The organism is Martelella endophytica, assembly GCF_000960975.1.
GTDB classification, from domain to species: Bacteria; Pseudomonadota; Alphaproteobacteria; order Rhizobiales; family Rhizobiaceae; genus Martelella; species Martelella endophytica.
Window position 1 is genome coordinate 1,342,607 of record NZ_CP010803.1, and the last position, 18,897, is coordinate 1,361,503.

Annotated in this window: 14 protein-coding genes; 10 read left to right on the plus strand and 4 right to left on the minus strand. The window is 63.5% G+C overall.

Annotated elements, in window-relative coordinates; all coding sequences use genetic code 11:
• Positions 1-296 precede the first annotated feature (296 nt).
• The 8 genes from TM49_RS06150 (at position 297) to tsaE (ending at position 8,988) form a co-directional block, all read left to right on the plus strand.
• Positions 297-1,016, plus strand: coding sequence for a response regulator transcription factor (locus TM49_RS06150; RefSeq protein ID WP_045679988.1), 720 nt, complete (start codon positions 297-299; stop codon positions 1,014-1,016).
• Between the two features lie 125 nt (positions 1,017-1,141).
• Positions 1,142-2,848: a sensor histidine kinase gene (locus TM49_RS06155; RefSeq protein WP_244464852.1), complete on the plus strand. Its 1,707-nt coding sequence runs from the start codon at positions 1,142-1,144 to the stop codon at positions 2,846-2,848.
• Positions 2,845-3,336, plus strand: coding sequence for an HPr kinase/phosphorylase (locus TM49_RS06160; protein WP_045679990.1), 492 nt, complete (start codon positions 2,845-2,847; stop codon positions 3,334-3,336). The genes TM49_RS06155 and TM49_RS06160 overlap by 4 nt, the downstream gene beginning before the upstream one ends.
• Before the next feature lie 212 nt (positions 3,337-3,548).
• A complete protein-coding gene (locus TM49_RS06165; RefSeq protein ID WP_045684851.1) occupies positions 3,549-3,950 on the plus strand; it encodes a PTS sugar transporter subunit IIA in 402 nt (133 codons plus the stop codon).
• Between the two features lie 9 nt (positions 3,951-3,959).
• Entirely contained in the window at positions 3,960-4,235 is a 276-nt protein-coding gene (locus TM49_RS06170) for an HPr family phosphocarrier protein (RefSeq protein ID WP_045679991.1), read from the plus strand.
• A gap of 128 nt (positions 4,236-4,363) precedes the next feature.
• Positions 4,364-5,761 carry an adenosylhomocysteinase gene (gene ahcY, locus TM49_RS06175; RefSeq protein ID WP_045679992.1) on the plus strand — a complete coding sequence of 466 codons (1,398 nt, stop codon included), beginning with the start codon at positions 4,364-4,366 and terminating at the stop codon, positions 5,759-5,761.
• Positions 5,762-6,031: 270 nt separating this feature from the next.
• On the plus strand, positions 6,032-8,542 hold the full coding sequence (locus tag TM49_RS06180) for a PAS domain-containing sensor histidine kinase (RefSeq protein ID WP_045684852.1): 2,511 nt from the start codon (positions 6,032-6,034) through the stop codon (positions 8,540-8,542).
• A complete protein-coding gene (tsaE, locus tag TM49_RS06185) occupies positions 8,539-8,988 on the plus strand; it encodes a tRNA (adenosine(37)-N6)-threonylcarbamoyltransferase complex ATPase subunit type 1 TsaE (RefSeq protein WP_045679993.1) in 450 nt (149 codons plus the stop codon). Before TM49_RS06180 ends, tsaE begins: the two co-directional genes overlap by 4 nt.
• Before the next feature lie 96 nt (positions 8,989-9,084).
• Here the strand turns inward: tsaE and TM49_RS06190 are convergent, their stop codons facing one another.
• Complete coding sequence (locus tag TM49_RS06190) at positions 9,085-10,254, minus strand: GNAT family N-acetyltransferase (RefSeq protein WP_045679994.1); 1,170 nt, start codon at positions 10,252-10,254, stop codon at positions 9,085-9,087.
• 262 nt (positions 10,255-10,516) lie between these two features.
• On the opposite strand from TM49_RS06190, the gene TM49_RS06195 reads away from it, so the two are divergent.
• Positions 10,517-10,912, plus strand: a complete 396-nt coding sequence (locus TM49_RS06195; RefSeq protein ID WP_045679995.1) for a DUF2794 domain-containing protein — start codon at positions 10,517-10,519, stop codon at positions 10,910-10,912.
• Between the two features lie 126 nt (positions 10,913-11,038).
• Here TM49_RS06195 and TM49_RS06200 read toward each other — a convergent pair whose 3' ends face one another.
• The 3 genes from TM49_RS06200 to efeU all read right to left on the minus strand — a co-directional run bounded on the left by TM49_RS06200 (position 11,039) and on the right by efeU (position 15,170).
• Positions 11,039-12,289, minus strand: a complete 1,251-nt coding sequence (locus TM49_RS06200) for a Dyp-type peroxidase (RefSeq protein WP_201777031.1) — start codon at positions 12,287-12,289, stop codon at positions 11,039-11,041.
• A gap of 83 nt (positions 12,290-12,372) precedes the next feature.
• Complete coding sequence (efeO, locus tag TM49_RS06205; RefSeq protein WP_082074635.1) at positions 12,373-13,578, minus strand: iron uptake system protein EfeO; 1,206 nt, start codon at positions 13,576-13,578, stop codon at positions 12,373-12,375.
• Complete coding sequence (efeU, locus tag TM49_RS06210) at positions 13,575-15,170, minus strand: iron uptake transporter permease EfeU (RefSeq protein ID WP_045679997.1); 1,596 nt, start codon at positions 15,168-15,170, stop codon at positions 13,575-13,577. The genes efeO and efeU overlap by 4 nt, the downstream gene beginning before the upstream one ends.
• A gap of 526 nt (positions 15,171-15,696) precedes the next feature.
• On the opposite strand from efeU, the gene TM49_RS06215 reads away from it, so the two are divergent.
• The gene (locus tag TM49_RS06215) at positions 15,697-18,897 is read left to right on the plus strand and encodes an autotransporter family protein (protein WP_244464853.1); all 3,201 of its coding nucleotides are present in this window, start codon (positions 15,697-15,699) and stop codon (positions 18,895-18,897) included.

Here is an 18,897-nt window from a genome sequence, read left to right on the forward strand (position 1 = left end):
ATTTTAAATTGGTATTAAATTATTTCGCATGAGGCAAGAGTAAAATTAAAAATATGTAATAGTATCAGTTATTTAATCGTTTTAACGAGTTGTATTTTGATCACCTAAAAAGCGAAATCCACTGCCGATACAGCGCCTTAAGTGCCTCTTGAAGATTTTGCATTCCGAACGATTTGAAGGGGAGAACCGCCCGTGCCGGTTGGCTTTGCCACAATTTGTTCCAGTTTCTTTCCAAGAAATGCTAGAAACGAAGAGACGGGTCTTTCGAAAGAAACACACGCAAGGAGTTCTCAAGCATGCAGACGATTGCTCTGGTGGATGACGACCGGAACATTCTGACCTCGGTTTCGATTGCACTCGAATCCGAAGGTTACCGGGTCGACACCTATACGGACGGCGCCACGGCGCTGACCGGGCTTCAGGCCAATCCGCCGCAGCTCGCCATTTTCGACATCAAGATGCCGCGCATGGACGGGATGGAACTTCTGCGGCGTTTGCGCCAGAAATCCGACATTCCGGTGATCTTCCTCACCTCCAAGGACGAGGAGATCGACGAATTGTTCGGGCTGAAGATGGGCGCGGACGACTTCATCACCAAGCCGTTCTCACAGCGGCTTCTGGTCGAGCGCGTGCGCGCCGTGCTGCGCCGCTCCGCCGCCCGCGAGGCGGCCGCCGTCGGCGGTGCCAAGCCGAGCGAGAACGAGGCCAACCGGCCGCTGGAGCGTGGACCTCTGGTCATGGACCGCGAGCGCCACACCTGCACCTGGAAGGGTGACGCCGTGACGCTGACGGTGACCGAGTTCCTGATCCTCCAGTCGCTTGCCCAGCGTCCCGGCGTGGTCAAGAGCCGCGATGCCCTGATGGATGCGGCCTATGACGACCAGGTCTATGTCGACGACCGCACCATCGACAGCCACATCAAGCGGCTGCGCAAGAAGTTCAAGCTGGTTGACACCGATTTCGACATGATCGAAACCCTCTACGGCGTTGGCTATCGCTTCCGCGAAGCGGCCTAGCTTAGGAAAGGCGCGGACTCAGGTCCGGCCGCCACCATGGTCAGACAGGGTCAGGCTTGACAGAGACGAGCGAAAAACCGGCGGCAGCCAAACCGGCACGGCGCTGGCGCAAACCCTTTTCGGTGATGCGCTGGCTTCTGGCCTCGACGGTTTTTTCGAGCCTCAACTGGCGCATCCTGTTCTTCAACCTGCTGGCGCTGTTCTTCCTCGTCGGCGGCATTCTCTACCTCAACCAGTTCCGCGAGGGCCTGATCGATGCCCGCGTTGAAAGCCTGTTGACGCAGGGCGAGATCATTGCCGGCGCCATCGCCTCCTCCGCCTCCGTCGAAACCGATACGATGACGATCGACCCGCAGAAGCTTCTCGAGCTGCAGGCGGGCGAAAGCGCGCGGCCGACCTCCAGCGACGAGGACCTCAGGTTTCCGCTCAATCCGGAAAAGGTGGCGCCGATCCTCAGACGGCTGATCTCGCCGACGCGTACCCGCGCCCGCATCTTCGACCCCGATGCCAACCTGATCCTCGATTCGCGATTCCTCTATTCGCGCGGCCAGGTGTTGCGCTACGACCTGCCGCCGTCTTCGGAATCGACCGCCGAGACGATCGGCGATCGGCTCGGCAACCTGATGAACCGGCTGCTGCAGCCGGGCAACCTGCCGCGTTATGAGGAGGCGCCCGGCGGTGACGGCTCGATCTATCCGGAAGTGGAAAAGGCGCTCGATGCGCAGCGCTCCGCCGTCGTGCGCGTCACCGACAAGGGCAAGCTGATCGTCTCCGTCGCCGTGCCGATCCAGCGTTTCCGCGCCGTGCTCGGCGTGCTGCTGCTCTCCACCCAGGCCGGTGACATCGACAAGATCGTCCACGCCGAACGCATTGCCATCATCCGCGTGTTCGGCGTGACGGCGCTGGTCACCATGATCCTTTCCTTCATGCTGTCCTCGACGATTGCGAGCCCGCTCCGCCGGCTCTCCGAGGCCGCCGTCAGGGTGCGTCGCGGCGGTCCGCGCGAGCGTGAGGAGATCCCGGACTTTTCGGCGCGTCAGGATGAGATCGGCCATCTGTCGACGGCGCTTCGGGAAATGACCACTGCGCTTTACGACCGGATCGACGCGATCGACAGCTTCGCCGCCGACGTCGCCCACGAGCTGAAAAACCCGCTGACTTCGCTTCGAAGCGCGGTCGAGACCCTGCCGCTTGCCAAGACGGAAGAGAGCAAGGCGCGCCTCACCGATATCATCCAGCATGACGTGCGCCGCCTCGACAGGCTGATCAGCGACATTTCCGATGCCTCGCGCCTCGATGCCGAACTCGCCCGTGAGGACGCCAAGCGCTTTGACGCGCAGGTCCTTCTGAACGACCTGATCACCATTTCGCGCGAGACAGGGCGCCGGCACAAGAAGGTGAAGATCGGATTCACCGTCCAGGCCGGCCATCACGGCAAGGGCGCCTTCGATGTCTTCGGCCACGATCTGAGGATCGGCCAGATCGTCACCAACCTGATCGAGAACGCCCGTTCCTTCGTTCCGGAGACCGGCGGCGAGATCAATGTGACGCTCACCCGCACCCGCAACCACATTGTCGTCACCGTCGATGACAATGGTCCCGGCATCCGCGCCGATGCGATCGAGCGGATCTTCGAGCGCTTCTACACCGACCGGCCGGACAGCGAGGCCTTCGGCCAGAATTCCGGCCTCGGCCTTTCGATCTCGCGCCAGATCGCCGAAGCCCATGGCGGCACGCTGACGGCGGGCAATGTCACCGACGAGGAAACCGGCGAGGTCAAGGGCGCCCGCTTCACGCTGCGCCTGCCGGCGGCCAGCGGCAAGAGCGCATGAGCACCCGCCTCAACATGCACGGCACGGCGATCGTCCTCGGCGCGACCGGCATCCTCATCGCCGGCGCCTCCGGTGCGGGCAAGAGCGCGCTGGCGCTATCGCTGATTTCGGCGGCTCGCCTCAGGGGGCTCTTTGCCGCGCTCGTCGCCGATGACCAGGTCTTCGTCACCGCGGCAAATGGCCGCCTCGTTGCCGAGGCCCCGCCTGCGATCGCCGGTCTCATCGAGTTGCGCGGCACGGGTCTCGCCCGGCTGGAACGTTGCAATCAGCTGGATGCCGCCTGCCTCGATTTCGCGGTCTACCCGCTTGCGCCGGGCGCGGGGGAAAGGCTGCCGGAAGCCGCTGCAACGCTTGCGCTTGCGCCGGGCCTGGCCCTGCCGGCGATCAATCTTTCCTGGCCTTCGCCCGATCCGTTTTCGTTTCTCGCGGCGGCCTGTCCGGGGCTGGAATCCGGGCTTGTTGCCCGCCCGCGGCTGGTGGAGGGCTGAGTGGCAACGGTGTGCCCACCCTGCATCAGGGCCGGTCCGGCGGGCGGAATTGTCGACACAATTTTGCCGTTTTGGCTTGCACTTCGCGCGCGCTTCGACAAGATGTCCGGCAGTATGCCCTGCTTTGTGGGCGAGCCTTCCGGCGCTGCGCCGGAAGGTTGGAATGAAACCGCTTTCCGGCCATGCCGCCGGGTGAAGGGAGCGTGGCGATCATGATCGGACTGGTGCTTGTGACTCATGGTGGGCTTGCCGAGCAGTTTCGGCTGGCTGTCGAACATGTCGTCGGGCCTCAGGAAGCGATCGAGACGATTTCCATCGGTCCCGAGGACGATATGGATCGGCGCCGCGACGACATTCTCGCCGCCGTCGGAAAGGTCGACAGCGGCAACGGCGTCATCATCCTCACCGACATGTTCGGCGGAACGCCCTCCAATCTCGCGATCTCGGTGATGAATAGCGGCACCACCGAAGTGATTGCCGGCGTGAACCTGCCGATGCTGATCAAGCTTGTGGCGGTGCGCACCGAGAACGACATGACCAAGGCGTTGGCCGAGGCGGAGGATGCCGGCCGCCGCTATATCAACGTCGCAAGCCGCGTCCTCTCGGGCAAATAGCAGGACCGGATGGATAAAGTTTCCCGTGACCTCGTCATCGTCAACCGTCGGGGCTTGCACGCGCGGGCATCCGCGAAATTCGTCCAGACCGTCGAGCGCTTCTCCGCGACCGTCACCGTCACCAAGGATGGCATGAGCGTCGGCGGCACGTCGATCATGGGTCTCATGATGCTCGCCGCCGGGATCAACAGCACGATCAACGTCTGCGCCACCGGCGCCGAGGCGGAGGCAGCGCTTTCGGCGATCGAGGCACTGGTTGCCGACAGGTTCGGCGAAGAGATCTAGGCGCCGATCAAGATATAAAGATTTCTTTATGTCTTTCTTGTCAGCGGCGGGGCTTGCTGATAGTAAGGCTCGCAGAGCTGCGGGCCGAGGCTGCCCGTCATTTCAAGTTCCAGTTTCCGGAGTGATTGATGAGCACCTACGACTATCATGTCGCCGATATCGCGCTTGCCGATTTCGGCCGCAAGGAAATCGACATCGCCGAAACCGAAATGCCGGGCCTGATGGCGTCGCGCGCCGAGTTCGGCGAGAGCCAGCCGCTGAAGGGCGCGCGCATTTCCGGCTCGCTGCACATGACCATCCAGACGGCGGTGCTGATCGAGACGCTGAAGGCGCTTGGCGCCGATGTTCGCTGGGCATCGTGCAATATCTTCTCGACCCAGGACCATGCCGCAGCAGCGATCGCTGCCGCCGGCATCCCGGTCTATGCGGTGAAGGGCGAGAGCCTCGAGGAATATTGGACCTATACCGACCAGATCTTCCAGTGGACCGATGGCGGTCAGTCGAACATGATCCTCGATGATGGCGGCGATGCCACCATGTACATCCTGATCGGCGCCCGTGCCGAGGCCGGCGAGGACGTTCTCTCCAAGCCCGGCTCGGAAGAAGAGGAAGTGCTGTTCGCGCAGATCAGGAAGCGCATGGCGGCAACGCCCGGCTTCTTCACCAAGCAGCGCGCCGCCCTCCTCGGCGTGACGGAAGAAACCACCACCGGCGTCAACCGTCTCTACCAGCTTGCCCGTGCCGGCCAGCTTCCCTTCCCGGCGATCAACGTCAACGACTCGGTCACCAAGTCGAAGTTCGACAACAAGTATGGCTGCAAGGAATCGCTGGTCGACGGCATCCGCCGCGCCACCGACGTGATGATGGCCGGCAAGGTCGCCGTCGTCTGCGGTTACGGCGATGTCGGCAAGGGCTCGGCCGCCTCGCTTTCCGGCGCCGGCGCCCGCGTCAAGGTCACCGAAGCCGATCCGATCTGCGCACTGCAGGCCGCGATGGATGGCTACGAGGTCGTGGTTCTGGAAGACGTCGTCGACAGTGCCGACATCTTCGTCACCACCACCGGCAACAAGGACATCATCCGCATCGAGCACATGCGCGCGATGAAGGACATGGCGATCGTCGGCAATATCGGCCACTTCGACAACGAGATCCAGGTCTCGTCGCTTCGCAATTACAAGTGGACCAACATCAAGCCGCAGGTCGACATGATCGGCTTCCCCGATGGCAAGCGGATCATCCTCTTGTCCGAAGGCCGTCTGCTGAACCTCGGCAATGCGACTGGCCACCCGTCCTTCGTGATGTCGGCATCGTTCACCAACCAGGTGCTGGCGCAGATGGAAATCTTCCAGCATCACGACAAGTACGAGAACGCCGTCCACGTTCTGCCGAAGCATCTCGACGAAAAGGTTGCCCGCCTGCATCTCGAAAAGCTCGGCGCCAAGCTGACCGTGCTGTCGGAAGAACAGGCCGCCTATATCGGCGTCACGCCTGAGGGCCCGTTCAAGCCGGAACATTACCGCTACTGACGGGTTTCTTCCGCCCGAAACCGGGCGGTATTAACCCCACGGTAAACATGACCGCATTAATCTGGCCGCGTCCTTCACAAAGGGCGCGGCCGCTTTATTTCCGCCGGACTCTTTTCGCGGATTCGCCAAGCGTCTATGTTTTGGGAAGGGCGATTCGGCGGAAATCGACCGGATCTTCATCGACATGACAAGCCCGAAAACCGGCAGACGGGCGCTTATGCGGCGATTTTTGAGCGCAGCCTGCCAGATGATTGAATGCGGAAGACCGATATGGAGCTTTGCCGGGGCGGCAAGAACAACGAGGGCCTGAACACGAAGCGTCTGCTGGGCGGTGCCACGCGCCTGCTCGCGACCTCGACGGCGCTGACGCTTTCGGCCGGCTATGCCATGGCCCAGAGCCTGGATGTGGCAGCGCCGACGCTGTCCTCGCGCGAGGTCATGGTGCTCTCCGCCTTCGGTGGCATCCTGGCTGCCACCGTGCTCTCGACGCTCTGGTTCATGCGCCTGCGCGGCCGCACCGAGATCGAGAACCAGACGCTGAAGGCAGAGCTTGATGAACAGCGCGAGCGCATCTCCAATCTCAAGGCGCTGAATGCGGAAAAGAACCGCCGCATCATCTTCTGGGACGGCCCGGACAGTGCGCCGGAATTCCTCGGCGCGCTTCCGGAAGAAGCCGGTGCCCCCGAGGACGAGCACGCTTTCCTCGCCTTCTCCGACTGGCTTTCGCCCGGCAGCACCAAACAGCTGCAGACCGCGGTTTCATCGCTGCGCGCCAAGGCCAAGGCCTTCGAAATGCTCGCGGAGACGAAGAACGGCTATGTTCTGGAAGTGATCGGCAGCACCACCGGCGGGCGCGCCCATGTGCGCTTCGGCGCGCTGGAATCGATCCGCGCCGAGCTTGCCGAGCTGAAGGTCCAGCACAAGCGGCGCAACGCCGTGCTCGCCCGCTTCGAGGCCTTGTTTGAGACTACCGACATGCCCTGCTGGCAGCGCGATGGCGAAGGCCGGCTGATCTGGGCGAACCGTGCCTATCTGAAGGCGGTCGAGGCCGACAGCCTTGAAGACGCGATTGCCGAAAACCGCATGCTGCTCGCGCCAGCCAACCGCCAGAAGCTCGACGAGGCGATCAAGGCCGGCAAGCCGTTCTCGGGCCGCCAGCCGGTGGTGACGGCTGGAAGCCGCACCTTCTTCGATATCCGCGAAGTGCCGAACGGCGAGGGTTCAGCCGGTATCGCGGCCGACGTTTCCGCGCTCGAGACGATCGAGAACACGCTGGAACAGACGCTCGAAAGCCATGCCGAGACGCTGAACCATCTGAATACGGCCGTCGCCATCTTCGACGAGAACCGGCGGATGAAATTCTACAACGAGGCCTTCGAGAAACTCTGGAAGCTCGACATGGGCTTCCTCGAAAGCCATCCGGACAATGGCGAGCTGTTCGAGCGCCTGCGCGCCGATGGCAAGCTGCCGGAACCGCATCAGTGGCGCGAATGGAAGGACAAGGCTCTGTCCGTCTATCGCGCCGTCGAGCCCTATTCCGACCTCTGGTATCTGCCGAGCGGCGAGACGCTTTCGGTCTATGCCTCGGCCCATCCGGGCGGTGGCACGACCTGGGTTTTCGAGAACCATACCGAGCAGGTGGCGCTGAAGACCCGCTACAATACGCTGGTGAAGGTGCAGGGCGAAACCATCGACCACCTTTCCGAAGGTGTCGCCGTGTTCGGGCCGGATGGCCGGCTGAAGCTTTCCAACCCCGCCTTTGCCAATCTCTGGCGCATCAAGGATGCCGAGACCGGCACCCATATCCGCACGCTGATGCAGGCCTGCGAGGCCGATCCCGGCGCGCGCGACGGCTGGCGCCTGTTTGCGCGGATGATCACCTCCTTCGACGATGAGCGGGTCTCGCGTCAGGGCCGGCTCGAGCTCTCCGCGGGCCTCGTGCTCGACTATGCGGTGACGCCGCTGCCGAATGCCCAAACGATGCTGACCTTCGTCAACAAGACGGATTCGGTGCAGGTCGAGCGCGCGCTGACGGAAAAGAACGATGCGCTGCGCAAGGCGGAAGAGTTGAAGAACGCCTTCCTCGAACATGTCAGCCACGAACTGCGCACGCCGCTCACCTCGATCATGGGCTTCGCCGAACTGCTGAAATCACCGGAAATCGGACCGCTTTCGGCGCGGCAGAGCAATTACGTCGATCACATCGCCAATTCCTCGTCGGTTCTGATGACCATCGTCAACGACATGATCGATCTGAAATCGGCCGATGCCGGTATCCTGCAGCTCGAACTCGATGCAATGTCGCTCGATGACCTGATCGACAGCGTCGCTGACGATATTTCGAGCCGCCTGCAGGAAATGGGTGTGACCCTCGAAATCACCGCGCCGCCGGCGCTCGGGCCGATCACCGCGGACTTCCAGCGGCTGAAGCAGGTTCTGCTGAAGATCCTCGGCAACGCCATCAAATATGCGCCGCGCGGCTCGATCGTCGCGCTGTCCTGCTGGCGCGAGAATGGCGATTTCGTCTTCACCGTCACCGACAATGGCCCCGGCATCGCGGAGGATGCACTGGAAAGCGTGTTCTCGCGCTTCGAATCCGGTGGCCGTCAGGCCCAGTATGCAGGCGCGGGTCTCGGCCTTGCGATCGTCGAGAGCTTCGTCGGCCTGCATCACGGCAAGGTGTTCATCGACAGCGAACCCGGCGCCGGCACCACCGTTTCCTGCCGCATTCCCGATGCTGCGGAAGCCAAGGGCGGGCCGGAAATCATCGCCGCCGAATGACGGAGCGTTTCCTTCCAGACGAGGCCGCCACCATCGCCTTTGCCGGTGTGCTCGCACCGCTGATGCGCAAGGGCGATTGCCTGCTTCTGGAAGGCGATCTCGGCATGGGAAAATCGACGCTTGCCCGCGCCCTGATCCGGGCCCGGCTGTCTGACCCCGACATGGAAGTGCCAAGCCCGACCTTCACCCTGGTGCAGGTCTATGACGGCGCCCCGCCGCTCTACCACTTCGACCTCTACCGCCTCGGCGATCCCGGCGAACTGATCGAACTCGGTCTCGACGAGGCTCTGGAAGAGGGCATCAGCCTGATCGAATGGCCGGAGCGGGGCGAAGGCTATCTTCCCGAGGATGCGCTGTGGCTCATCTTTGCGGAAGAAGGCGCCGGCCGCAGGGTGAGGCTTTCAGGACCTGCGGCGCGGGTTGCGGCGCTGAACGCAGCATTCTGATCCGAAGCTCCGGCAGCCTTTTCCTTTTTTGTTTCGGTAGAGATGTCGCGACAGCGACAGAGGTGTAATCCGCGGCCGGCCCCTTTGTCGCCGGGATCAGCGATCGGCATCCACGACCGAATCGAGTTGCCGCTCCAGGCCCGGGCGGATGGCGACGGCGAGGGTGGCGCGGCCTTCCTCGGTCGGCCAGAAGCGCTCGGCAAGGGCCGCGGGCGCTGCGGCGTCGGCGCGGGTAACGGTAATGTTCGGGTCGGCGAGGTTCCACTCCGTCAGCCGCACGAGCAGCTGTTCGCCGATCGCGTGATCGGCCATGTCCGGCCTTTCGAAGATCTGCCAGATCGTTGCCTCGCCGCGGAAGACAGGCTGGATCGCCGCGGCAAGCAGGCGGTCGTTCTGGCGCAGCGAGTGAATGCGCAGCCAGTCGCGCCGGGCCAGCATGCGGGCGGCCGGCACGGTCGCCGCCAGCCGGCTTTCATGTTCGGCAAGGTCGGAAAGCTGGTGCAGCCGCTCCAGCGCGGTGCTGATCTCGGCCGGGTTGCGGGCGACGGAATAGCTGAGCCGCCCCTTGGTTTGCAGGGCCTGCCATTTGCCGAGATAATCCTGCCAGGCGGCGCGTTCGGCCTCCGAAAGCGCGGTGGTCGGATCGATACGGCCGGTCAGCGCCCGGCGTCGGCCGGTCGCCTTCACCCGGAAGGGCAGGCCGCGTGCGGCGGCGACGGCACGTGCGGCGCGCATGAAAGGGCCGTCGGCGAGCAACTGCGGAAACACCACCACGCCCGGCAGGTTGACGAGCGAGCCGGCGAGCGCCTCGAAGAGCTGGTCCAGTGTGGCCATCGGCCGGTGGCGGGAAACCAGCGGCGCGTGATAGCCGCCGCCGTCTCGGGTGAGCGCGCGTGCCACGACATGCGAACCCTGCTGGTTGCCATGGCCTTCGACGCTGAACGCCATCAGCGCCGCAAGGTTGTCCTCCGAAGCCGCGTTGGTCGCATCCTCGATGACGGCAAGCCGCAGCTGGCCGCCGCTATGGCGCAGCGCCGGCAGGAAGAAGGGCGCGGTCTGAAACACATTGGTTTCGATCGCCTGGAAGGCGAGCCGGTCCATGGCCTTTTCGAGTTCGTCTGGCGCATGAGAGTAAATGGAGAATTCGCCGCCGCTCTTCAGCTCCAGCCGCACATCGGGCACGGCATGGCCGGGACGGACGACGGAGAGCTTCGACTTCAGGCGGGCGGGAGGGCGGACACCCAGATCCTTGCGGATGATGCTCATCGCCGACCCCCGGCCAAAGACGGACCGCGGGGCGGTACCGGCAGGGACGGCGTGCCGGACGCAAGCGGTTGTGGGGAGCCTGAAGTCATCAAAACGCACTACTGACTTGGGGTAAAACGCACCTGAAAACCACTACCCGACCAAGGTTAACAAAGCGTTGGCCCCTGCCATTGTGTGGCCGCAAAAAGGCAGAGCCCGGCCTTGCAATTTTGGTCGATCCGGGCAGACTGTCTTGTAATTGTCATCTTGATGCGAGGAAGCGATGGCCCGGAAGTCGGAATCGCAACGCGATGGAAATGCCTCTGGCGAGAATGTGGTGGAACTCGCGCAGTTCCGCTCCGGCCAGAAAGCCGAACCTCTCCCGATCACCTTTCACCGCCGCGAACTCGATGCCATCCTGTGGATCTACGGACGCATGGTGGGGGAGGGCGAGTGGCGCGACTATGCCCTCGACCACATGAAGGACAGAGCGGTGTTCTCGGTGTTCAAGCGGGCGGGCGAGATGCCGCTCTACCGGATCGAGAAAAACCCGAAACTTGCCGCAAAGCAGGGCGCCTTCTCCGTCACCAATACCGCCGGCTTGGTGCTGAAGCGCGGCCATGACCTGCGCCAAGTGCTGAAGGTTTTCGACCGCAACCTCAAGCTGGTCGAGAAGTAGCGGCATTCGTTGGGTAGGCTGCTGAGCGCGCCTCGAACGCGCGCGACCTCACGGTGGGTCGTCCTTTCCAAGGGCGTCATCCTCGGGTTTGACCCGAGGATGTGATCATCGCAATCCCGCTTGGCGTCAGCCGAACATCTGCTGTCCGATATAGTGGCCTTCTTCCGGAGCCGGCGGTACGAAGAAGATCGCCGAGCCGATGTGGGAGATGTATTCGTTGAGCCGGTCGGCCGCGCCAAGGCGCTGCTGCAGGCGCTCGAAATGGGCCGGGTCGTTCTGATAGCTGATGAACAGCAGGCCGGCACTCAACAGCCCCACCTCGTTGATGCCCTCGGTATAGTTATAGGATCGGCGCAGGATCTTGATGCCGTCGTTGTTCTCGTGGGCTGCAAGGCTGATATGGGATGTACGCGGGATGACGTGATTGCCCTCGGCGTCCGTCTTCCCGAAATCCGGCGTGTCGAATTCATCGGTGCCCGTCAACGGCGCGCCGGAAACCTTGAACCGGCCGAAAACATTGTTCTGGTCGCTGACCCGGTCGACGTCCCAGTTCTCGATATGCATCTTGATCTTGCGGGCAACCTGATAGCTGCCCATGCCGCCCCAGACGGGATCGTCACGGGTCCACACGAACCTGTCGAAATCCTCTGGCTCGGCGATGTTGCGGGTGCCGTCCTTGTAGCCGAGCAGATTGCGCGGCGTCGCCTGGTTCCTGCCGGCGGAAGCGCGGCCGAAACCCATCACCGTCCAGCGGGTGGAGGCGGCTCCGGTATCCTTGGCAATGCGGGCGAGATCGCGGATCGCGTGATAGGCGACCTGCGGATCGTCGGCGCAGGCCTGCAGCGAAAGATCGCCGCCGGTAAACTGCGGCAGGAAGGCATCGCTGGGCAGATGCTCGAGCTCCCTCAGAAACTGCGGCTTCATCGCGGCAAGGCCGAGACGCTCGGAAAACACTTCCGGGCCGAGGCCAACTGTCACCGTCAGCGAGGCCGGCCCGAGGTCCAGCGCCTCGCCTGTGTCGAAGCCGATGCCGTGTTCGCGGGCGGGTTCCACCTGGCCGATGGTCTCGCCCTTCGCCATCTGCGCGATCGCCGCCGACCAGCGCGCCAGCAGCACCTGCAGGTCGCGCGGATTGACGGTGGTGAGGTCGAAGGTCATGAAATGGATGTAGCGCTGCGGCGGCGTCTCCACGCCAGCCTGGCCTCCCGAACCGTAAAACGGCACTTCCATGTTGAGATTGACATGGTCGACCGGCTCGCTCGGCCTGGTCTCGGCGGCCGCCGGCAGGGCGATCGCGGCGAGCGGGCTTGCCGCAGCACCGACCAGCAGGCCGCGACGCGACAGTTTCGCTGACGTGGAGGCTCTATCCTTGCTCATCTTCATGTCCTTCGAGCAGTTGCCTGCATGACGGCAGGCGCGAAGGTCCCGGCGGAAAACCGCCGGGATCACGGTTCATGCGCTTACTGCGCGGTCGCCACCTTTTCGGCGATCGTCGACAGCGGCTCTTGCAGCGACTGGATCGCACGCGAAAGCTTGGCGGCATCGCTGGCCCGCAGTTCGGCGGTGTAGATCACATAGCCGCCGGGTGCGTTCGGGTCCCGGTAGTCTTCCAGCAGAACCTTGACCTTGGCAAACTGGTCGTTGACCTGCTTGGTCAGCTCCGGATCGATTTCTTCCATGCCGGGCTGAAGGAAGGCGAAGGCCTGCTCGGCGCCTTCGACATTGCCGGCGAAGTCAACAAGGTCGTAATGGCTGAAGGCTTCTTCCTCGCCGGAAATCTTGCCGCTCTGCACTTCTTCCAGAAGCGATGCCGCGCCGTTGGCGAGGTCTTCCGGCATGAAGTCGAGGCCCTTGGCGACTTCGGCGAGATGGGTGACGTTGGTCTGCAGCTCGGCCGCCATGTCCTTTGTCTCGTCGGTGATTTCGCCCTTGCCGAACAGATCGCGCTCGATGGCGTGGAAACCGTGCCAGCCGACCGCCGGGTCGAGGTTCGATTCACGCATGTCGATCAGGTAGTCGAGATTGCCTTCGTTCGAGGTGACGTCGAAGCCGGGCATGATGAAGCCCTCGACATCGGATTCGATGCGCTCGTAGAACGGGCGGGCGGCGGCGTAGTCTTCCTTGGCCTTGTCGAGGTCGCCGGCATCGATGTCGGCCTTCAGGCGATCAACAGCGGTGACCATGGCGTCGACCATGCCGTCGACATAGTTGCCGTAGCCTTCGGTGCCTTCCGCGAGAATGGCCGTGACGCCACCGGTCGGCTTCGGCGCCGGCGCGCCGGTCACGGCGAAGGCAACCTGTTCGGTGCCGGCACCCGGGCAATAGACCTGATAGTCTCCGCCGCCGAGCGTGACCGTGAAGGAGACCGTCGGAAGACCCGGTGCGAGGTTTTCCTTCTCGCCGAGAATGCGGTTTTCGTTGAGCAGCTCGACCTCGGTGAGTGCGGTTGCCGTTTCGTTGGTAACGCTGAAGGTTACCGGGCCGGCCTTGGCGCTGTCGTAGTCGAGGACGCAGCTACCGCCGTCATCGCCGGTCAGCGTGATGGCGACCTGCGAGGCGCCGTTTTCAACCGGGGCTTCTTCGGCAAGGGCTGCACCCGCGCCAAGAAAGCCGGCAAGGGCGACTGCCAGCGGAAGCGGCATTTTCGAAGTGAGCGTGCGTGTCATAAAGCGGTTCCTTTCGCGCTCTGGATTGATGGGGCGCCGCGCCCGGCCGGATTTCGCGAGGTGCCGGCGGACGCGGGGCGACAGAGGGAGACAAGGGCGAAAATCGCGGCGACAAGCAGCAGCGCGGGCACCAGCCGCGCCCAGAAATGCTGCTCATGCGTCGCCGCCTCGTAGCGATAGATCGCCGATTTGACGGTGTTGCGATAATCGGGCTGCACCTGCCATTCGCCGCCCGCATCGTCGCGCACGGTGATCGAACGCGGCGTCTGCAGGCCGCCACCGGAAAGAGTGAGGATGGTCGCGTCGCGGCCGCTGCCGTCGAGCAGCAGGCCGTCGGCCGTCCAGATCTTTACGGCGCTGTGCACGGACCATTCCGCGTCGAACGGGCCCGGATTGCGGGCCGGCGAGACCCCGGTCGGCAGCCGGCCGCCGGCAAGCGTGACGAGGTCGTTGAGCGACAATTCGGCCGGGCGGTCGCTATCGGCATCCGACCGGCTGATGTCGTAGCTCACCGTCTGAAGACCGTCATAGGCCTCGCTGGTCGCTGTCGCTGCGTCGATCGGCAGGGTTGTCGTGTTCCCACCGATGGTGAGCTGGAGCGTCTCCGGCTTGTCGGCCGTGTCCGTTTCGAGCGCAATATGACCGATGGGCGCGCTGTCACCACTTGCGGTGATGTCGGCGGTTGCTGGGGTGAAAAGCTCGGGCTTCGGATAGAGCGCGGCGAGCAGCACGGCGGCGAGCGCCAGACCCGATGCTGCCGCAAGTTTGAGCCGGCGTGCGGCCTGCGGGCCCGGACGATGGCTGCGCGGCCAGTAGACCAGAAGCGAGACCGGAACGAGATAGGCGAACCAGCCGACGACCTCGACAAGCCGCGGGTCTGCCGGAATGCCGAGAACGCCGGTGATCAGCGCCGAGCGGATGGTGCCGGGCGCGACCAGCCAGGCGAGGCTCACCGTTGTTTCCTGACCGGCATTGAGCCAGCCGGCCTCATGCGCGGTGCGCAGTGACGTTACCACGAGACCGGCGGCGACGAGGATGAGGAAGGCGCCGGTGAACTGGAAGAATTTCGACAGGTTGAAGCGGATGCCGCCGGCATAGATGCCCCAGCCGACGATGACGGAGGCGGCAAGGCCGATCACCGCGCCGGCAGCGGCATAGCCCGCAGACTGGGCGGCCGAGAAGGTCGCGAGCAGGAACACGCTGGTCTCGAAACCTTCCTTCAGCACGGCAAGGAAGGCCATGCCGGCGAGCGCGAATGTGCCGGAGCGGCCGAGCGCTTCTTCGGTTTCCGCCTCGATCTGCCGCTTCATGTCGCGGGCATGGGCGTTCATCCAGAAGATCATGCCGGTGACGAAGATGATGGCGATGGCGCCGATCACGGCCTCCATGCCCTCCTGCGCCGCCTGCGGCAGGGCGCGCTCCACCAGGCTGAGCCCGACGCCGACCGCGATCGACAGCAGCACGGCCAGAACGACGCCGATCCACATGCCGGCCAGGCTCTTGCCATTGTTCTTCAGGAATGCGGCGATGATGCCGACGATGAGTGCGGCTTCCAGACCCTCGCGCAGACCGATGATGAATGTTGCAAGCATTGCCGACGACCTCGCGAGCGACCCTGGGTTTCAGTCCGGGCTCCATGCGAAAGTCCTGTGGCAGGTCGGCCGCCAGAGGCGACGAGCGTCGTCTGGGGCGGGAGAAGAGCAAGGGCTTTGAGCACCGGATGATGGCCCGCCAAGGCGGACCGTGATGATCAAGCTTATGGGCCGAGCTTTAGAAAAAAGACAAATCCCGCGCAATACCAATGAATTAGAGTAATTCTAGACTGGAGCCCGCAGGTCTTCAAAGTGGTGTGTGAAAATCAAGTTTAGTCATTGTTTTCATTATTGAAGCCCACCCGATTGGAAGCGGTGCGACAAATTCGCACGCGCGCTCGTTTTTCTTCGCGCCTCAGCGGAATGTCAAAAACCGTTGTCGCATGAAGCGTCTCTCTCGGGCACGAGCGATGCGAACGATGATAGATGAATCTCCAAGACTCTCGGCAAGACTTGAATTACCATTCGTGAGCATGGGGCTGGGCACGCAGCGGGCCGGCCGTTTGGCGAGGGGATCATGGTGGCGATGAGGGGTGTGATGGCCTGGGGCATGGCTCTGGGCCTGTCGCTGATGGGTTTTCAGGCGGCGGCGGACGAGGGCTGGCCGGATTATGCGGACGGAGCGGCATCTTACACGATCAAACCGTCAAACCTCAGCACCGATAGTGTGCTGAAATTCGACCTCCGGATCGCGGCACTTCAGGGCACGTCCAACGCCTTTACCAGCAACCCGATCGATTTTCAGATGGATACCGGCTCGACCGGCATCGTCGTCGAGTGGAGCCTTTTGACCGACAACCAGGACCTGCTCGTCTCCGATCAGCGCGGCTGGGCCTTCTACAATTCGACGGGTCTTCTTGCCACCGGCTATGTCGTCAATGCCAGCGTCACCTATGTGGAGACGCTGTCGGGCGCGCCGGTGGTCGCCAATGTTCCGATCCTGGTGGTGATGGAGAAGTTCTGTCTCGGGACCGGCGCCAATTCGGCGAATTGCGAGAACGACAGGCAGAACAACATCACCATGATGGGCGTCGGTTTCGGTCGCAATACGTTGGGCGAGGATACCGCCGCCTTACCGGTCTATACGATGGCGACGAATGATGCCGGCAATTACGGCTCGCTGATCAGCGGGCTCGACAATGCCGGCCAGACATCGCTCAGCTTCAATCCCTTCCTGCATATCGCCGCTTCTGACGGCAATCTCCATCAGGGCTATATCATCCAGTGGGACGAGAAGGCCGGTTCGACGGTGAAGGATCAGGTTTCGGTCGTCGTCGGTTTGACGGCGGGCAACACCTCCGGCTTTGCCTACAGCCAGCTTCAGCCGGCAACCGATGCTCTGGGGGCTTCCAGCTGGTCGCAGGCGATCATGGGTGTCGAACTCACCAATCCGGCCGGCAAACCGACCGGCGTGATGACCGGCATCTTCCTGCCGGACACCGGCGTGACGGATTCCTTCGTCCATATCGATGGCGCCGACTACAAGGCCTATTCCTTCGTCAATTCGGAGGGCGGCAACCAGATCTACGAGGGCTCGACGCTGCTCGTGCAGGTGATCGATGCCGGCGACCTCGTGACACTGACCTATCCGGTCGACAATGCCTGCAAGGTCGATCCGCCGCCGGCGGGCTGCGTCAGGGCGACGCCGAGCAACCTGCTCTGGGTCTCGAATGTCAACGGCCAGTCCTATCTCAACACCGGCCTGAATTTCTATCGCAATTTCCACTACATGTTCGATCCGCAGAACGGTTTCGTCGGCGTTGTGCCGGCTGACGGACTGAACAGCGACGGCATCGTATTCACGCCGGTGGTCGCCGCCTCCGGGCAGATCAGCTTTTCCGATGACATGACGACGGCAATGCCGGTCTGGTTGCGGGCGAGCGCTGCAAGCACGCCGGCGATTGCCGCGGCAAGCGGAACGACGGCAACCTTCAACGGGCCGCTTTCGGGGCCGGGCGGACTGGTCCTGAACGGGGCGGGCACAGTCGTGCTCAATGGCATCAACACCTATAGCGGCGCGACGACGGTGCAATCTGGCAGCTTCTCGGTGACCCAGGCGCTGGCAAGCCCGGTGACGGTCGATGCCGGCGGCACCTTCAGCCTCTCCGGCACGTTGACGGGCAATGTCACCAATGCCGGCATGACGACGGTGACCGGCACGGTTGACGGCGACGCCACCAATAGCGGCACCTTCGTGCAGAACGGCACGGTGACCGGAACGCTCACCACCAGCGGCCGGCTTTCCGGCTCCGGCAGCATCGGCAATCTCGTGGTCGCGGCCGGCGGCACGGTTGCGACCGGCAATTCGGTCGGCACGATGACGGTTTCCGGCGACTATCTTTTCGGGCCGGGCGCAAGCCGCGAGGTCGAAGTCGGGGCCGACGGCACGGTCGATCTGCTGACGGTCGGCGGCGTCGCGATGCTGGCCGGCGGAACGGTCGTGGTCATTCCGGAGGCCGATTATGTCCCTGTTCTTGGCAATTCCTACGTCTTCCTGCAGGCCGATGGCGGCATTGCCGGCAGGCATGACACGCTGGTCGGCGGGCTTGCCGAAGACTATCCGTTCCTCGCCACCGACATTGCCTATGGCCGCAATGATGCGTTGCTGGTGGTGATCCGCAGCGGACTTTCCTTCGAGGATGCCGGCATGACGCCGAATGCGCGCGCTGTCGGGGCGGCGCTCGACACCTTCGTTCCCGGCAGCGCGCTGGACCTGCCGCTCACCCATCTGACCACGGCGGGCTATGCCAGCGCCGCGGGCCAGCTCTCCGGTGAAATCTACGCCTCGGCGCTGACGGCGCTGCAGAATGAGGCGGACGGCGTGCGCGATGCGATCCATGCCCGGCTCGGCGCTTCGTTTGACGATGGCGCACCGGCCGCAAACGGCGTCGGCGGCGCGCCGGTTGCCGGCATGACGGCGTGGATCTCCGGCTACGGCAACTGGGGCAACACCTTCTCGACATCGAACACGGCGAGCATGTCGACGAGCCTCGGCGGCACGATCGGCGGCCTCGACGCACCGATCGGCGACAGCGGTCGGCTCGGCCTTGCCGTCGGTTTCGGTTCGCAGCGGTTCAAGTCATCGGCGCTCAACGCCTCCGGCCAGGCGGGATCGACGTCGGTTGCCCTTTATGGCGGTGGTGCGTTCGGTGCGTTCAAGGCAATAATGGGCGGAAGCTGGACCTGGCACGATCTCGATGTGGACCGCTCTGTGAGCCTGCCGGGCTATGCCGAAAGCCACAGCGTCGATTATTCGGCAACCACCGGCCAGGTTTTTGGCGAAATCGCCTATGATCTCGGTTTCGCGCCGCTCGAAGCCTTCGGCGGTCTCGCCTATGTCGAGAGCGCGACGGACGGGTTTTCGGAAGGCACCGGCCTTGCCGCCCTTTCCGGCGGCAGCGGCAGCCAGGCGAACACGCTGACGACGCTCGGCTTTCGTTTCGCCAAGGATTTCGCCGTTGGTGGCGGTGTCTTGAGGCCGCATGCGACGCTTGGCTGGCAGCATGCCTTCGGCGAGGTCGATCCGACGCTCGGCCTTGCCTTCACGAGCAATGGCGCTGCCTTCACCATCACCGGTGCGCCGGTTGCCGAAGACGTGGCCGTCATCGGCGCCGGCATCGATTTCGCGATCACCGACCGGGCCAGCGTTTCGCTCGGCTATAATGGCCGCATCGGCAGCGCCGCTGCGAGCCACGCCGCCTATGGCGCACTCTCGCTCCGCTTCTGA

What these genes read in the sequence shown, in the direction of transcription:
- TM49_RS06155 (WP_244464852.1), top strand. Translation starts at nt 1,142, where the DNA reads ATGCGCTGGCTTCTGGCCTCGACGGTTTTTTCGAGCCTCAACTGGCGC.
- TM49_RS06150 (WP_045679988.1), top strand. Translation starts at nt 297, where the DNA reads ATGCAGACGATTGCTCTGGTGGATGACGACCGGAACATTCTGACCTCG.
- tsaE (WP_045679993.1), top strand. Translation starts at nt 8,539, where the DNA reads ATGACGGAGCGTTTCCTTCCAGACGAGGCCGCCACCATCGCCTTTGCC.
- TM49_RS06190 (WP_045679994.1), bottom strand. Translation starts at nt 10,254, where the DNA reads ATGAGCATCATCCGCAAGGATCTGGGTGTCCGCCCTCCCGCCCGCCTG.
- TM49_RS06160 (WP_045679990.1), top strand. Translation starts at nt 2,845, where the DNA reads ATGAGCACCCGCCTCAACATGCACGGCACGGCGATCGTCCTCGGCGCG.
- TM49_RS06215 (WP_244464853.1), top strand. Translation starts at nt 15,697, where the DNA reads ATGAGGGGTGTGATGGCCTGGGGCATGGCTCTGGGCCTGTCGCTGATG.
- TM49_RS06165 (WP_045684851.1), top strand. Translation starts at nt 3,549, where the DNA reads ATGATCGGACTGGTGCTTGTGACTCATGGTGGGCTTGCCGAGCAGTTT.
- efeU (WP_045679997.1), bottom strand. Translation starts at nt 15,170, where the DNA reads ATGCTTGCAACATTCATCATCGGTCTGCGCGAGGGTCTGGAAGCCGCA.
- TM49_RS06170 (WP_045679991.1), top strand. Translation starts at nt 3,960, where the DNA reads ATGGATAAAGTTTCCCGTGACCTCGTCATCGTCAACCGTCGGGGCTTG.
- TM49_RS06195 (WP_045679995.1), top strand. Translation starts at nt 10,517, where the DNA reads ATGGCCCGGAAGTCGGAATCGCAACGCGATGGAAATGCCTCTGGCGAG.
- efeO (WP_082074635.1), bottom strand. Translation starts at nt 13,578, where the DNA reads ATGACACGCACGCTCACTTCGAAAATGCCGCTTCCGCTGGCAGTCGCC.
- TM49_RS06200 (WP_201777031.1), bottom strand. Translation starts at nt 12,289, where the DNA reads ATGAGCAAGGATAGAGCCTCCACGTCAGCGAAACTGTCGCGTCGCGGC.
- TM49_RS06180 (WP_045684852.1), top strand. Translation starts at nt 6,032, where the DNA reads ATGGAGCTTTGCCGGGGCGGCAAGAACAACGAGGGCCTGAACACGAAG.
- ahcY (WP_045679992.1), top strand. Translation starts at nt 4,364, where the DNA reads ATGAGCACCTACGACTATCATGTCGCCGATATCGCGCTTGCCGATTTC.